Annotated in this window: 13 protein-coding genes and 1 pseudogene; 12 read left to right on the top strand and 2 right to left on the bottom strand. The window is 72.3% G+C overall.

What is annotated here, in order from left to right:
- Nucleotides 1-24: 24 nt before the first annotated feature.
- Nucleotides 25-765, bottom strand: coding sequence for an MBL fold metallo-hydrolase (locus ACZ4RZ_RS11890; RefSeq protein ID WP_467743835.1), 741 nt, complete (start codon nucleotides 763-765; stop codon nucleotides 25-27).
- A gap of 179 nt (nucleotides 766-944) precedes the next feature.
- Here ACZ4RZ_RS11890 and hrcA point away from each other — a divergent pair, with 179 nt between their 5' ends.
- The 10 genes from hrcA (at nucleotide 945) to ACZ4RZ_RS11840 (ending at nucleotide 12,295) form a co-directional block, all read left to right on the top strand.
- The gene (gene hrcA / locus ACZ4RZ_RS11885; protein WP_467743834.1) at nucleotides 945-1,961 is read left to right on the top strand and encodes a heat-inducible transcriptional repressor HrcA; all 1,017 of its coding nucleotides are present in this window, start codon (nucleotides 945-947) and stop codon (nucleotides 1,959-1,961) included.
- Nucleotides 1,962-3,098 carry a molecular chaperone DnaJ gene (dnaJ, locus tag ACZ4RZ_RS11880; protein ID WP_467743833.1) on the top strand — a complete coding sequence of 379 codons (1,137 nt, stop codon included), beginning with the start codon at nucleotides 1,962-1,964 and terminating at the stop codon, nucleotides 3,096-3,098. It abuts the gene before it with no gap.
- A gap of 258 nt (nucleotides 3,099-3,356) precedes the next feature.
- Nucleotides 3,357-4,448 carry a nitronate monooxygenase gene (locus tag ACZ4RZ_RS11875; protein WP_467743832.1) on the top strand — a complete coding sequence of 364 codons (1,092 nt, stop codon included), beginning with the start codon at nucleotides 3,357-3,359 and terminating at the stop codon, nucleotides 4,446-4,448.
- Nucleotides 4,445-5,194 (top strand): 16S rRNA (uracil(1498)-N(3))-methyltransferase, encoded by a 750-nt coding sequence (locus ACZ4RZ_RS11870; protein ID WP_467743831.1) that lies wholly within the window; start codon nucleotides 4,445-4,447, stop codon nucleotides 5,192-5,194. The genes ACZ4RZ_RS11875 and ACZ4RZ_RS11870 overlap by 4 nt, the downstream gene beginning before the upstream one ends.
- Before the next feature lie 18 nt (nucleotides 5,195-5,212).
- Entirely contained in the window at nucleotides 5,213-5,605 is a 393-nt protein-coding gene (locus tag ACZ4RZ_RS11865; protein ID WP_467743830.1) for a VOC family protein, read from the top strand.
- Nucleotides 5,606-5,811: 206 nt separating this feature from the next.
- Nucleotides 5,812-6,381 (top strand): hypothetical protein, encoded by a 570-nt coding sequence (locus ACZ4RZ_RS11860; protein WP_467743829.1) that lies wholly within the window; start codon nucleotides 5,812-5,814, stop codon nucleotides 6,379-6,381.
- Nucleotides 6,382-6,465: 84 nt separating this feature from the next.
- Nucleotides 6,466-9,720 carry a S41 family peptidase gene (locus ACZ4RZ_RS11855; RefSeq protein ID WP_467743828.1) on the top strand — a complete coding sequence of 1,085 codons (3,255 nt, stop codon included), beginning with the start codon at nucleotides 6,466-6,468 and terminating at the stop codon, nucleotides 9,718-9,720.
- A gap of 127 nt (nucleotides 9,721-9,847) precedes the next feature.
- Nucleotides 9,848-10,201, top strand: a complete 354-nt coding sequence (locus ACZ4RZ_RS11850) for a histidine triad nucleotide-binding protein (RefSeq protein WP_467743827.1) — start codon at nucleotides 9,848-9,850, stop codon at nucleotides 10,199-10,201.
- A gap of 6 nt (nucleotides 10,202-10,207) precedes the next feature.
- Nucleotides 10,208-11,113, top strand: coding sequence for a ribonuclease Z (locus ACZ4RZ_RS11845; RefSeq protein ID WP_467743826.1), 906 nt, complete (start codon nucleotides 10,208-10,210; stop codon nucleotides 11,111-11,113).
- 153 nt (nucleotides 11,114-11,266) lie between these two features.
- Nucleotides 11,267-12,295, top strand: a complete 1,029-nt coding sequence (locus tag ACZ4RZ_RS11840; protein WP_467743825.1) for an adenosine deaminase — start codon at nucleotides 11,267-11,269, stop codon at nucleotides 12,293-12,295.
- Between the two features lie 46 nt (nucleotides 12,296-12,341).
- Here the strand turns inward: ACZ4RZ_RS11840 and ACZ4RZ_RS11835 are convergent, their stop codons facing one another.
- On the bottom strand, nucleotides 12,342-13,589 hold the full coding sequence (locus ACZ4RZ_RS11835; protein ID WP_467743824.1) for an MFS transporter: 1,248 nt from the start codon (nucleotides 13,587-13,589) through the stop codon (nucleotides 12,342-12,344).
- 249 nt (nucleotides 13,590-13,838) lie between these two features.
- Between ACZ4RZ_RS11835 and ACZ4RZ_RS11830 the strand changes: the two are divergent.
- Both ACZ4RZ_RS11830 and ACZ4RZ_RS11825 read left to right on the top strand, forming a co-directional pair.
- A pseudogene (locus ACZ4RZ_RS11830) lies at nucleotides 13,839-13,973 on the top strand (enolase C-terminal domain-like protein); the annotation flags it as partial.
- A gap of 161 nt (nucleotides 13,974-14,134) precedes the next feature.
- The gene (locus ACZ4RZ_RS11825) at nucleotides 14,135-15,244 is read left to right on the top strand and encodes a carbohydrate kinase family protein (RefSeq protein ID WP_467743823.1); all 1,110 of its coding nucleotides are present in this window, start codon (nucleotides 14,135-14,137) and stop codon (nucleotides 15,242-15,244) included.
- The last annotated feature ends 43 nt before the right edge of the window (nucleotides 15,245-15,287 follow it).

The raw sequence follows: 15,287 nt of genomic DNA, 5'->3' as shown, positions 1-15,287 counted from the left end.
ACGATAGGAGAAGCTCCCGGCCCGCTAGGAAGACACGCCGAAGCGTGTGGCCAACGCGTCCCGCTGCGCACGGACAAACGCCGCATTCACCGCCGCGCCGTGTCCCGGCACGTACACCGCGTCCTCCCCGCCCAGGTCGAGCAGCCGGTCCAGCGCCGCCGGCCAGTGGGAGGGGACGGCGTCGGGTCCCGCCTGGGGTTCGCCCGACTCCTCCACCAGGTCGCCGCAGAAGACGGTCTCCGGGGAGCCGGGTGGGCCGGGGACCAGGACCACCAGATCGTGGCCGGTGTGGCCGGGGCCCACATTGGCCAGCAGGACCTGTACGCCGCCTCCGAGATCGAGGGTCCACTCGCCGGACACCGAATGGCGGGGGTGGACCAGGAGGTCCGCGGCCTCCGCCGCCTGGCGCGGGTCGAGACCGTTGCGTACGGCGTCCGCGCGCAGCTCCTCGCGGTGGTGCGCGAGGACCGCGTCCAGGCCGACCGCGCCGAACACCTCCACCCCGGCGAACGCGGCCGCCCCGAAGACATGGTCGAAGTGGGGGTGCGTGAGTGCGAGGTGCGTCACGCGGCGGTCGCCACCGAGGATCCGTCGTGCCTCGGTCCGCAGCCGCGCGCCCTCCCGCAGGCTCGACCCCGGATCGATCATCAGCGCCGCGCCCTCGCCCACCACGAGCCCGGCCGTGCAGTCCCAGACCGGAAGCCGCTTCCGCCCGACCCGGGGTGCCACCGTTTCCCACCCCAGCTCTTCCCAAGTCAGCCTCATACGGAGACGCTAGCCGTGAGAGCCTGCCAGGCACGACATCGCAGGCCCGCCCTTGCCGGGGCCGTACCTCACCGCCGTACACTGGGCCGGGGAACGCTGGCACTCGCGTGCGCTGAGTGCCAGGAAGAAGGTCACGAAGGCCATCAAGGCCACGGGGAAGACTTCTGGAGGTGTGCGCGATGCTCAGTGAACGCAGGCTTGAGGTGCTGCGCGCCATCGTCCAGGACTACGTGGGCACCGAGGAGCCGGTCGGTTCCAAGGCGCTGACCGAGCGGCACCGCCTCGGCGTCTCGCCCGCGACCGTGCGTAACGACATGGCCGCGCTGGAGGACGAGGGCTACATCGCCCAGCCGCACACCAGCGCCGGGCGCATCCCCACCGACAAGGGCTACCGCCTCTTCGTCGACAAGCTCGCGGGCGTCAAGCCGATGACCGCGCCCGAGCGGCGCGCCATCCAGAACTTCCTCGACGGCGCCGTCGATCTCGACGACGTCGTGGGCCGGACCGTAAGGCTGCTCGCCCAGCTCACGCGGCAGGTCGCCGTGGTGCAGTACCCCTCGCTGACGCGCTCGACCGTGCGGCACGTGGAACTGCTGTCCCTCGCCCCCGCGCGCGTGATGCTCGTGCTGATCACGGACACCGGCCGGGTCGAGCAGCGCATGATCGACTGCCCGGCGCCGTTCGGCGAGACGACGCTCGCGGATCTGCGGGCCCGGCTCAACAGCAGGATCGCGGGCCGCCGTTTCGCGGACGTCCCGCAGCTCGTGCAGGACCTGCCGGAGGCCTTCGAGGCGGAGGACCGCGGTACGGTCTCGACGGTGCTCTCCACCCTGCTGGAGACGCTCGTCGAGGAGACCGAGGAGCGGCTGATGATCGGCGGCACCGCCAATCTCACCCGTTTCGGACATGACTTCCCTCTCACCATCCGGCCGGTGCTGGAAGCGCTGGAGGAGCAGGTCGTGCTCCTCAAGTTGCTTGGTGAGGCCGGGGATTCGAGCATGACCGTGCGAATCGGTCACGAGAACGCGTATGAGGGACTCAACTCCACGTCCGTGGTCTCGGTCGGCTACGGTTCGGGCGGCGAGGCAGTAGCCAAACTCGGCGTGGTCGGCCCGACCCGCATGGATTACCCGGGAACGATGGGAGCGGTACGAGCGGTGGCACGGTACGTCGGACAGATCCTGGCGGAGTCGTAAGTGGCCACGGACTACTACGCCGTACTCGGCGTGCGCCGCGACGCGTCCCAGGACGAGATCAAGAAGGCGTTCCGGAGGCTCGCGCGCGAGCTGCACCCGGACGTCAATCCCGATCCGAAGACGCAGGAGCGGTTCAAGGAGATCAACGCCGCGTACGAGGTGTTGTCGGACCCGCAGAAGAAGCAGGTCTACGACCTCGGCGGCGACCCCCTGTCCCAGTCGGGCGGCGCGGGCGCGGGCGGCTTCGGCGCGGGCGGCTTCGGGAACTTCTCGGACATCATGGACGCCTTCTTCGGTACGGCGTCGCAGCGCGGCCCCCGGTCGCGTACGCGACGTGGCCAGGACGCCATGATCCGGCTCGAGATCGAGCTGGACGAGGCCGCCTTCGGTACGACGAAGGACATCCAGGTCGACACGGCCGTCGTCTGCGCCACCTGTAATGGGGAAGGCGCGGCGCCGGGCACTTCGGCGCAGACGTGTGACATGTGCCGCGGTCGCGGTGAGGTGTCGCAGGTGACGCGGTCCTTCCTGGGCCAGGTCATGACGTCCCGTCCCTGCCCGCAGTGCCAGGGCTTCGGCACCGTGGTCCCGACCCCGTGCCCGGAGTGCGCGGGCGACGGCCGGGTCCGCTCCCGTCGGACACTGACCGTGAAGATCCCGGCCGGTGTCGACAACGGCACGCGGATCCAGCTCGCGGGCGAGGGCGAGGTCGGCCCCGGTGGCGGGCCCGCCGGTGACCTCTACGTCGAGATCCACGAGCTGCCGCACGCCGTGTTCCAGCGGCGCGGCGACGATCTGCACTGCACGGTCACCATCCCGATGACCGCGGCGTCCCTCGGCACGAAGGTTCCGCTGGAGACGCTCGACGGCCTGGAGGAGGTCGACATCCGTCCGGGGACGCAGTCCGGGCAGTCGATTCCGCTGCACGGGCGGGGCATCACGCATCTGCGGGGCGGTGGCCGGGGCGATCTGATCGTGCACGTCGAGGTGACGACGCCTACGAAGCTCGATCCCGAGCAGGAGCGGTTGCTGCGGGAGCTTGCGAAGCTGCGGGGTGAGGAGCGGCCGACCGGGCAGTTCCAGCCCGGGCAGCAGGGGCTGTTCTCGCGGCTGAAGGACGCGTTCAACGGGCGCTGAGGTGGCCCGCGGCGGAGCCGCTGATGGATGCGCTCGCCCCCTCCGCCCCTACCCGTCCCGTACCTGGGGCTCCGCCCCAGACCCCGGGTGTTTCCTTGACTGCGGGTGGGTGGGGGCTGGTCGCGCGGTTCCCCGCGCCCCTTGCGGGGCGGGGTTCTGAGGGGCGGGAAATCCGGCCCGCGACCGCCCATCCCGGTGGCCTATGCCAGGCGGAAGGCCGGATTCGGACTTGTACGGAGGACGTGACAACATGCCGTCATGTCCTCCGCACTGACCGATCTCTTCCCACACCCGATCGTGCAGGCCCCCATGGCGGGCGGCGTCTCCGTCCCGCATCTCGCGGCCGCCGTGTCCGAGGCCGGTGGGCTCGGGTTCCTCGCCGCCGGGTACAAGACCGCCGACGGCATGTACCAGGAGATCAAGCAGCTGCGCGGACTCACGGGCCGCCCCTTCGGCGTGAACCTCTTCATGCCGCAGCCCGAGTATGCGGACTCCGCCGCCGTCGAGGTGTACGCCAACCAGCTCGCGGGTGAGGCCGCCTGGTACGAGACCGAGCTCGGCGACCCCGACAGCGGCCGTGACGACGGCTACGACGCCAAACTCGCCGTCCTCCTCGACAACCCGGTCCCGGTGGTCTCCTTCCACTTCGGCGTCCCCACCCGCGACGTGCTGGACTCGCTCGCCCGCGCCGGCACGCTGACGATGGTCACCGCGACCACCGCCGAGGAGGCGCTGGCCGTGCAGCGGGCGGGCGCCGCCGCGGTGATCGTGCAGGGCGTCGAGGCGGGCGGCCACCAGGGCACCCACCGCGACAACCCGGAGACGGACGGCACCGGCATCGGGCTGCTCTCGCTGATCGCGCAGGTCCGCGAGACCGTGCAGATCCCGATCGTCGCGGCGGGCGGCATCATGCGCGGCAGCCAGATCGCCGCGGTGCTCGCGGCCGGCGCGAGCGCGGCCCAGCTCGGCACCGCGTTCCTCGCCACCCCCGAGTCCGGCGCGAACGTCGTGCACAAGCAGGCGCTGACCAACCCCCTGTTCGTGCGGACGGAGTTGACGCGTGCGTTCTCCGGCCGCCCGGCGCGTGGACTGGTCAACCGCTTCATGCGCGAACACGGCCCGTACGCGCCCGCCGCGTACCCCGAGATCCACCACCTCACCTCACCGCTGCGCAAGGCGGCCGCCGCGGCGGGCGACGCGCAGGGCATGGCGCTGTGGGCCGGGCAGGGCCACCGCATGGCCCGCGAACTGCCCGCGGGGCAGCTGGTGGAGGTGCTGAACGCCGAACTCGCCGCCGCGACGACAGCGTTGTCGGCGCTCCCGGAAGAGGACGGGGGTGCGGGCCGATGACCGCCCCGGTGTTCGTGGTCGAGCACTTCGACGCGGAGGGCGGCGGACGTTACGTCCTCGACGGGCCCGAGGGACGGCACGCCGTCTCGGTGAAGCGGCTGCGGCCGGGCGAGGACGTCGTCCTCACCGACGGGGCCGGGCGCTGGGCGGACTGCGTGGTGCTGGAGACCGAGGGCAAGGACCGGCTGATCGTCCGGATGGACTCGGTGGCCGAGGAGCCGGCGGAGGAGCCGCGCATCACCGTCGTGCAGGCCCTGCCCAAGGGCGACCGGGGCGAGCTCGCCGTCGAGACCATGACGGAGACCGGCGTGGACGCGATCGTGCCCTGGGCGGCCTCCCGCTGCATCACGCAGTGGAAGGGCGACCGGGGGCTGAAGGCGCTCGCCAAATGGCGGGCCACGGCCCGGGAGGCCGGCAAGCAGTCCCGGCGCGTCCGCTTCCCCGAGGTCGCGGACGCGATGTCGACCAAGCAGGTTGCCGCACTTCTGGCCAAAGCGGACCTGGCGGCGGTGCTGCACGAGGACACGGAGCTCGGGACCGAGCCGTTCGCGACGGCCGAGCTTCCCTCCTCCGGGGAGATCGTGCTGGTGGTCGGCCCCGAGGGCGGCATCTCGCCCGAGGAGGTCGCGCTGTTCACCGAGGCGGGTGCGCGGACGTTCCACCTGGGGCGTACCGTGCTGCGTACTTCGACCGCCGGGACCGTGGCGGCGGCGCTGCTGCTGGCCCGTACCGGTCGCTGGTCCTGACACTCACGGGGGATCGCCTTGGAACTCGCTCAGGTACGGCTGCTCGTCTCGGACTTCGCCGCGTGTTACCGCTTCTACGCCGAGGTGCTGGGCCTCAAGCCCCAGTCGGGTGCGACGGAGGGGCCGTACGAGAAGTTCAGCCCTACCACCGGATCGGCGGGCATCGCCATACAGGACCGGTCGGTGATGGCCGAAGTCCTGGGCGAGCTGGGTGACTTGGCGACCGGGCATCGGTCGTTGGTGGTGCTGCGGGTGGATGACCTGGACGCGTACTGCGAGCAGATCGCCTCGCGTGGCGCGACCATCCTGCACGGTCCTGTCCCCATGACCGACCGCATGCGCGTCGCCCACCTCAAGGACCCGGAGGGCAACCTGGTGGAACTCCAGGAGTGGCTGCTGCTGCGCACCTGAGGTCCAGGCCTTTTTCGCCCCCTCCGCCCCTGCCCGTCCCGTCCCTGGGGGCTGCGCCCCCGGACACCCGCCAAAAGACTGCGCAGTTCCCCGCCGCCCCTTTTCAGGGGCGGCGGGGGCGAAAAAGACCCTCCTTCGGGTGGTCGTGGGGATCGTGGCCGCATGCGGTCTATCGTCGTTCGCGGGACAGTGGCAGGCTGCCGTCTATGGGGGCTTTGAGGCGGATAAGGCGTCGGACAGGACGTCGGCAGGTGCTGGTGGCCGTTGGGCTCGGAGCGGCCGGAGTGTTCGGGGTGGCCGCGTGCGAGCCGGCGGACGGGCTGAGTTCGGCCACGGTGGCCTACACGACCGACCACACCGCGACCAAGGAACTCGAACGCCAGCATGTGAACGTTCGCTGGCTCAGCTGCACGGCGTCCTACGGGGGGGCCAACAAGGCCTACACCCCCGGGAAGTCGCCCGCGCCGACCGTGAGCACCGCCGCCTCCGTCGACTGCCAGGGGCAGACGGACGACGGACGGGAGATCGTCGTCAAGGGCAAGGTCACCCGCGCCGTCGACGGCGCGTGCGTACGCGGTGACCTGCGCGCCACGGTCGGCGGCAAGGAGTGGTTCCACGTGAGCGGCCTGGGGAACTGCAACGCCACGAACGCCCCCAACCCGCCCATCTCGTACCACCCCACGAACGGGCAGCCCAACCCCACCGTCACCGTCACCGTGACGAGGACCATGTGGTGCAAGGGCGACCCGACCTGCTGGCCCTCCCAGGGCAAGTGACCTGCCCAGTGACCTGCCCGGCCCACGCGGATCAAGTGATCGAAACCCCTTTCAAGGGGTGCGGTCGCTGCATAGGGTGATCGGGTGACAGAGTCCGCAGCCTCCGCGTACCTCCGGTTTCCGCATCTGCACGGCGAGTTGGTCGTCTTCACGGCCGAGGACGACGTCTGGGCCGCTCCGCTCGACGGCGAAGGCAGGGCCTGGCGGGTCAGCGCCGACAACGTCCCGGTGAACCATCCGCGCATCTCCCCGGACGGCGCGACCGTCGCCTGGACGTCCACGCGTGACGGGGCGCCCGAGGTGCACGCCGCCGCCCTGGCCGGCGGACCGTCCAAACGGCTGACGTACTGGGGCAGTTCGAAGACCCAGGTGCGCGGCTGGACCCCGGACGGTCAGGTGCTCGCGCTCAGCACCCAGGGGCAGGCGAGCCTGCGGCGCAGCTGGGCCCGGGCCGTCCCGCTCGACGGCGGCCCCGCGACGACCCTTCCGTACGGGCCCGTCGGCGACGTCGCCCACGGCGGCCCGGGTGTCGTGCTGCTGTCCGCGCCCATGGGGCGCGAGGCCGCCTGGTGGAAGCGGTATCGCGGCGGTACGGCGGGCAAGCTGTGGATCGACCGGGAGGGCGACGGGGACTCCGCCTTCGTACGGCTGCATGAAGAGCTCGACGGGAACATCGAATATCCCCTGTGGGTGGGCGAGCGGATCGCCTTCCTGTCCGACCACGAAGGGATCGGGGCGCTCTACTCCTCCCTCGCCGACGGGTCCGACCTGCGGCGCCACACGCCCGTTGGGGGCACCTCCCGCTCGAGCGAAGCCGAGAGTGGGGGAGGGTTTTACGCCCGCCACGCGGCCACCGACGGCACGCGGGTCGTGTACGCCTCCGCCGGTGAACTGTGGCTCCTCGACGACCTTGAGGGCGCCGAGCCGCGCCGGCTGGACATCCGGCTCGGCGGCCAGCGCGTCGACCAGCAGCCGCACCCGGTGAGCGCGTCGCGCTGGTTCTCCGCGGCCGCGCCCGACCACACCGGACGCGGCAGCGCGGTCTCCGTGCGCGGCGCCGTCCACTGGGTCACCCACCGCTCGGGTCCGGCCCGTGCCCTCGCCGCCGAGCAGGGCGTGCGCTCCCGGCTGCCCCGCACCTTCCGGGCGGAGGGCGAGGAGCACGTGGTGTGGGTGACCGACGCGGAGGGCGACGATGCCCTGGAGTTCGCCCCGGCGACGGGAGTCGCGCCGGGGGCCACCCCGCGCCGACTCGCCGCCGGACAGCTCGGGCGCGTCCTCGGGCTCGCGATGGCGCCCGACGGGAGCCGCGCCGCCGTCGCCTCGCACGACGGACGCGTGCTGCTCGTCGAGCGGGAGAGCGGCGAGGTGCGTGAGGTCGACCGCAGCGAGGACGGTGAGGTCAGCGGGCTCGCCTTCTCGCCCGACTCGGCCTGGCTGGCCTGGTCGCACCCCGGGCCGCGCCCGCTGCGCCAGCTCAAGCTGGCCAACACCGCCGACCTGTCGGTGACCGAGGCGACGCCGCTCCGGTTCCGTGACTACGAGCCCGCGTTCACGCTCGACGGCAAGCACCTGGCCTTCCTCTCGGCGCGCGCGTTCGACCCCGTCTACGACGAGCACGTCTTCGACCTGGCGTTCGTGGGCGGCTCCCGGCCGTACCTGATCACCCTGGCCGCGACCACGCCGTCCCCCTTCGGGCCGCAGCGGCACGGCCGCCCCTTCGAGGCGCCGGACAAGGACGAGACGCCCGACAGTGAGGGCGCCCCCACCACTCGCATCGACCTCGACGGGCTCGCCGACCGGATCGTGCCGTTCCCCGTCGAGGCCGCCCGCTACTCGACGCTGCGGGCCGCCAAGGACGGGCTGCTGTGGCTGCGGCACCCGGTCCGCGGCGTGCTCGGCGCCTCCCGCGCCACGCCCGACGACCCGGACCCGCAGACCGAGCTGGAGCGGTACGACCTCGCCCAGCAGCGCATCGAGCATCTCGCCGCCGACGCCGACCACTTCGCCGTCAGCGGCGACGGCAAGCGGGTCCTGCTGTGGACCGACGGCAAGCTCAAGGTCGTACCCAGCGACCGGCGCGCCTCGAACGACGACGAGAGCGACACGAACATCACCGTCGATCTGTCGCGGGTCCGCCAGACCGTCGACCCGGCCGCCGAGTGGCGGCAGATGTACGACGAGACGGGCCGCCTCATGCGGGACAACTTCTGGCGGCCCGACCTGGGCGGGCTCGACTGGGACGCCGTACTCGACCGCTATCGGCCGGTTCTGGAACGGGTCGCCACGCACGACGACCTCGTCGACCTGCTCTGGGAGGTGCACGGCGAGCTCGGCACCTCGCACGCGTACGTCATGCCGCGTGGCGGCGGGGGCGGCGGCGACCGGGCGCAGGGGCTGCTCGGCGCGGACATCTCCCGTCATGAGGACGGCAGTTGGCGCATCGACCGGATCCTCCCGTCCGAGACCTCCGACCCGGACGCGCGGGCGCCGCTCGCCGCGCCGGGGGTCGCGGTGCGCGCCGGAGACGCGATCGTCGCGGTCGCCGGGCAGCCGGTGGACCCGGTGGCCGGGCCCGGGCCGCTGCTCGTCGGCACGGCGGGCAAGCCGGTGGAGCTGACCATCTCGCCTTCGGGCGGCGGCGATCCACGTCACGCGGTCGTCGTCCCGCTCGCGGACGAGGAGCCGCTGCGCTACCACGACTGGGTGGCGGACCGGCGGGCGTACGTCCACGAGCAGTCCGGGGGCCGCCTCGGGTATCTGCACGTGCCGGACATGGTCGGCTCCGGGTGGGCCCAGCTTCACCGCGATCTGCGCATCGAGGTGGCCCGGGAGGGGCTGGTCGTGGACGTCCGCGAGAACCGCGGCGGCCACACCTCCCAGCTCGTCGTCGAGAAGCTGGCGCGGCGGATCGTCGGCTGGGACCTGCCGCGCGGCCTGCGCCCGTACAGCTACCCTGAGGACGCGCCACGCGGCCCGGTCGTCGCCGTCGCCAACGAGTTCTCCGGTTCGGACGGCGACATCGTCAACGCGGCGATCAAGGCGCTCGGCATCGGGCCCGTGGTCGGCACCCGCACCTGGGGCGGTGTGATCGGCATCGACAGCCGCTACCGGCTCGTCGACGGCACGCTCGTCACCCAGCCCAAGTACGCCTTCTGGCTGGAGGGTTACGAGTGGGGCGTCGAGAACCACGGTGTCGAACCCGACGTCGAGGTCGTCCAGGCTCCGCAGGACTACGCCGCCGGACGTGACAGCCAGCTCGACGAGGCGATCCGGATCGCCCTGGCGGCCCTCACGGAGAACCCGGCGAAGGCTGCGCCCGCTCTGCCGCCGCTGTGACCTCCGGGAGTTCCGGACGGTGGAGTCGGGGGCGACCCAGCCATGCGGGGCAGCGCCGCAAGCGGCCCGCTCCGTCGGGCCGATAGCATGCGGACGTAATGATCGGCTGGCGTGAGGAGGCACACGCATGGCGGGAGAGCCGCAGGACGACTGCCTGTTCTGCAAGATCGTCGCCGGGCACATTCCGGCGACCGTGGTCCGGGAGACCGAGACGACCGTCGCCTTCCGCGACATAAACCCCCAGGCGCCCAGTCACGTCCTGGTCATCCCCAAGGTGCACTACCCGGACGCGGCCTCGCTGGCGGCCGCCGAACCCACGGTCGCCGCGGATGTGCTGCGCGAGGCCGCCGAGGTCGCGGCCGAGGACAAGCTGGAGAGCTACCGGGTCGTGATCAACACCGGCAGCGGCGCGGGCCAGACCGTCTTCCACGCCCACGCCCACGTGCTGGGCGGTCGCGGCATGCAGTGGCCCCCGGGGTAACCGGCCTTGTCCGTACGTGAATTGGTGGTCCTCGGCACCGCCAGCCAGGTCCCGACCCGGCATCGCAACCACAACGGCTATCTGCTGCGGTGGGACGGCGAGGGGCTGCTCTTCGACCCCGGCGAGGGCACGCAGCGCCAGATGCTGCGTGCCGGGGTCGCCGCGCACGACCTGCACCGGATCTGTGTCACCCACTTCCACGGGGACCATTCGCTCGGCCTCGCCGGCGTGATCCAGCGCATCAACCTCGACCGCGTGCCGCACCAGGTGACCGCCCACTATCCGCGCTCCGGACAGCGGTTCTTCGACCGGCTGCGGTACGCGACCGCCTACCGCGAGACCGTCGAGCTGACGGAAGCCCCGGTCGAGGTCGACGGCGTGCTCGCGACCACGCCCTCGTACACCCTGGAGGCCCGCAGGCTCTCCCACCCCGTGGAGTCGTACGGGTACCGGCTGGTCGAGCCGGACGGGCGGCGGATACTGCCGGAGCGGCTCGCCGAGCGCGGCATCAGGGGGCCCGACGTCGGACGTCTGCAGCGGGAGGGCTCGCTTCATGGGGTCTCCCTCGACGACGTCAGCGAGCTGCGGCGCGGGCAGCGGTTCGCGTTCGTCATGGACACCCGGCTGTGCGAGGGGGTGGACGCGCTCGCCGAAGGGTGCGACCTGCTCGTCATCGAGTCGACGTTCCTCGACGAGGACGAGCAACTCGCCCTCGATCACGGCCACTTGACGGCAGGTCAGGCGGGACGTGTGGCCATGGAGGCCGGCGTACGGCATCTCGTGCTCACCCATTTCAGCCAGCGCTACTCCGAGCACGACGAGTTCGAGCGGCAGGCTCGGGCCGCGGGGTTCGACGGAGAACTGACCGTGGCGCACGATCTGGTGCGGGTACCGGTTCCGAAGCGCCGGTGAGCGAGTCGGCTCCGGGGCGCCGGTGAGCGAGTTGGCTCCGGGGCGTCCGTGAGCGCGGCCCGGACGCCCTTCCCGAGCGCTCGGAATCGGCATCTTTGATCGCGGCCCGGGCGCCGATTCCGGGCGCTGGGGAATCGACCGTACGATGCTTCGATGTCCCTCCCCAAAGCAGAACTGCACCTCCACATCGAAGGCACCCTCGAACCCGAGCTCGCCTTCGCGCTCGCCGCGCGCAACGGCGTCACGCTGCCGTACGCGGACACCGAGGAGCTGCGCAAGGCGTATCTCTTCGACGATCTCCAGTCGTTCCTGAACCTGTACTACGAGCTCATGGCCGTACTGCGGACGGAACAGGACTTCGCCGACCTGGCCGACGCCTATCTGGCGCGGGCCGCCGCGCAGGGCGTCCGGCACGCGGAGATCTTCTTCGACCCGCAGGCGCACATCGCGCGCGGAGTGGACATGGGGACGGTCGTCGAGGGCCTGCATCGCGCGCTGGCCCGGTGGGGGTCCCCCCGCTCGAGCGAAGCCGAGAGCGGGGGAGTGGAGACGCACGGCATCTCCACGCAGCTGATCATGTGCTTCCTGCGGGACGAGTCCGCCGAGTCGGCCATGGAGACGCTGGAGGCCGCGAAGCCGTACCTCGACCGGATCGTCGGCATCGGACTCGACTCCGCGGAGGTCGGACACCCGCCGGTCAAGTTCCGCGAGGTGTACGAGGCCGCCGCCGCGCTCGGCCTGCGGCGCGTCGCGCACGCGGGCGAGGAGGGCCCGCCCGCGTACATCACCGAGGCGCTGGACGTGCTCGGCGTCGAGCGCATCGACCACGGACTGCGCTGCATGGAGGACCCCGAGCTGGTCGAGCGGCTGGTGCGGGAGCGGATCCCGCTCACGCTCTGCCCGCTGTCGAACGTACGGCTGCGGGCCGTGAACATCCTGGAGGACCACCCGTTGCCCGCCATGATGGATGCCGGGCTGCTGTGCACCGTCAACTCCGACGACCCCGCCTACTTCGGGGGCTATGTCGGCGACACCTTCCACGCCGTGCACGAGGCGCTGGGGCTGGACCAGGAGCGGCTGCGGGAGCTGGCCCGCAACTCGTTCGAGGCGTCCTTCCTGGAGCACGACGAGGCGCTGCGGGCCCGGTACATCGCCGAGGTCGACGCGTACGAGTTCGAGTAGGTCGCGCTCGCCCGGGTAGCTCGGGTAGCTCGAGTTCGGGTGGCCGTCAGCCGGTTCCGGACCCCGGTGTGGCCGCCCCCGCCGCCTGCCGGGGTCCCGCCGTGTCGTACGCCGTCCGCTGGGCGGGCACGGCCTCCAGCGGGATCTCGACGACCGGGTGTTCCTGCGGGGTGCCGTGCCTGGGGCGGAGCGCCACGGCCGTCATCGGGACGGTGACCAGGAGCAGGCCGAGCGCCAGGATCACGCCCATCGCCGGGAACCCCGCCCACGCGGAGAGCAGACTGCCGGCGAGCGGGCCGCACGCCGTGCCCAGCGAAGAGGCGGAGCCGACGAGGACCGCCCACCGTCCGCGCGGGTCCAGGGAGGCGGCGAGGCCGATCACGTACGAGAGCACGACCGGGTAGAGCGTGTTCCAGGCGATCTCGCCCGTCGCGAACGAGGACAGGTCGCTCGCCGCCGCGCTGAGCGCGATGCAGCCGGCGATCAGTGCCGTACCCGCGCCGATCGGCAGGGCATGGCCGAGCCGCGGGCCCAGGGCGCCCGCCCCGATCACGCCCAGCAGCCCGGCGCCGAGCGCCACCGCGAAGACCACGCCGACCGTGACTTCGCCGAGCCCCGCCTGCGTGAGGCCGATGCGGCCGCTGACGCCCCAGAGGGAGTTCTGGGCGAGGGACCACAAGAGCATGGCGGCGGCGAGGACCAGGCCGGAGCGGGGGTGGGGGAGCGGGGTCCTGGTGCGCAGGGCCTGGGTCGCGGGGGTGTGGGCCGGGAGTCGCCCCGTCAGGGGCAGCACGAGCAGCGCCGTGCAGGCGATCGCGGCGAGGGGGAGGCCGTGGGCCGGGCCGAGATGAGGGATCGTCAGGTACAGCGTGCCCGCGAGGGCGGAGACGCCGAGCAGGCCCAGGGTGGTGGTGCGATGGGGGTTGCGCTGGGCGGCGATGCCGGTCGCGGCGACCGTGGTGGCCGTACCGGAACCGAAGCCGCCGACGATCGCGCCGGTGATGACCAGCGGGACGGCCGAGGTGAGGGCGGCGGTGCCGTAGCCGGCGGCCGCGAGGAGCAGGCCCGTGCGGGCGAGCCTGCGCGGGCCGAAGCGATCGACGCGGGAGGCGAGCAGAAAGCCCGCCGTCGCCGAACTCAGCAGCAGCGCGCTGCCGATGGCGCCGGCCTGCGTGGCCGAGAGCGGGAGGCCCGCGTCGAGCCTGCCGACGGTGGTCGGCAGCAGATACGCGGCGAGGTACCCGGCCGTGAAAAGGGCGACGAGGGGCCAGGGCGTGGTGGTGCGGGCGGACACGGGCGTTCCCAGGGCATGCGAAAGAAGCGGCTCAAGAAGGGGGTCGGGCGGCTGTCGACGGACAGGAACGCGCGGGCAATTTGTATCAAGGGGGTGGGGGTGCGAAGAAGGTGAGGTGGTGTGATGTGGAGCACCTTCTGTTTGGGGTGAGGGCGTCGGGGTAGGTGGGCTGGTTCCGCCTGCCACCGCGACGGGTCATTGGCGTGACCCGTGGCGGGCCCATTGACGGCCGGTTGTTCGCTCGAACGGAAGCGGTACGGGTTCACTTCGTTCAAGCTCAAGGGCGGGGTCTTTCCTCCGGAGCAGGAGATCGCCGCCGTGCGGGCGCTCGCGGAGGCGTTCCCCGGGCATCCGCTGCGGCTCGACCCCAACGGGGCCTGGTCCGGTGGGGGCTTGTCGCGCAGTTCCCCGCGCCCCTTCAGGGGCGCAGCCCCCAGGTGCGGGACGGGTAGGGGCGGAGGGGGCGAAACAGGCTTCACCGGGCGGGGCACGGTGGGTCGGGTGGTGCACACTGGCCAGATCCGCACCACGTCAGGGAGCGCACCGTGATCGCGTCCAACGGAGAGCGACCGTACTGCCAGGCCCACGTCGACCCGCTCGCCGGGCTGCGCACCCCCCAGGACCCGCCCTGGGACGTCTATCTCACGGGCACGGTCTTCCTGGACATCATCTTCACCGGGCTCGATTCCGCCCCTGTGCGGGGGACGGAGTCCTGGGCGCGGGGGATGGGTTCCAGCCCCGGCGGAATCGCCAACATGGCGACCGCCCTCGCGCGGCTGGGGCTGAAAACCTCCCTGGCGGCGGCGTTCGGCGACGACCACTACGGGGAGTACTGCTGGGACGCCCTGGAGCAGGGTGAGGGCATCGACCTCACCCCGTCCCGCACCGTACCCGGCTGGCACTCCCCGGTCACCGTGTCGATGGCGTACGAGGGCGAGCGCACGATGGTCAGCCACGGGCACGAGCCGCCACCGGAGGAACCGGCGCCGGACTGCCCGCCACGCGCGCGTGCCGCCGTCGCCGCGCTGACGCCGGGCACGCGCGCGCCATGGATCGGGCAGGCCGCGAGCAAGGGCGCCCGGATCTTCGCGGACGTCGGCTGGGACGACACCGGCCGCTGGGACCTGGCGGGCCTCGCCGATCTCGAACACTGCGAGGCGTTCCTGCCGAACGCCGAGGAGGCCATGCGGTACACCGGCGCGGACTGCCCCCGCGCGGCGGCGCACGCGCTGGCCGAGCACGTGCCGCTGGCGGTCGTCACCCTCGGTTCGGAGGGCGCGTACGCCGTGGACGGCCGTACCGGGGAGACCGCCGAGGTCCCGGCGATCGCCGTCGAGGCCATGGACCCCACCGGCGCCGGTGACGTCTTCGTCGCGGGCTTCGTCATGGGCACCCTGGCCGACTGGCCCCTCGCCGACCGTCTCGCCTTCGCCGGGCTGACCGCCGCCCTCTCGGTCCAGGAGTTCGGGGGGTCGCTGTCGGCGCCCGGCTGGTCCGAGATCGCCGCCTGGTGGCGCCGTGTCCAGTCGGTCGACGACCAGGATCCGACGGCCTTGCGGCGCTACGCGTTCCTGGAGGGGCTGCTGCCCCAGGTGACGCGCCCGTGGCCGCTGCGCCGGGCGGTGCCGACGATCGGGTTCGGGCGCTCCGCGTGAGGCCCCGTGTGGCGCTCTGTGCGGGGCTCCGTGTGAGGTGAGG

The organism is Streptomyces sp. NPDC027189, assembly GCF_055566975.1.
Note: the sequence above shows the minus strand (reverse complement) of the source record. Positions and strands in the feature narration are given on the sequence as shown.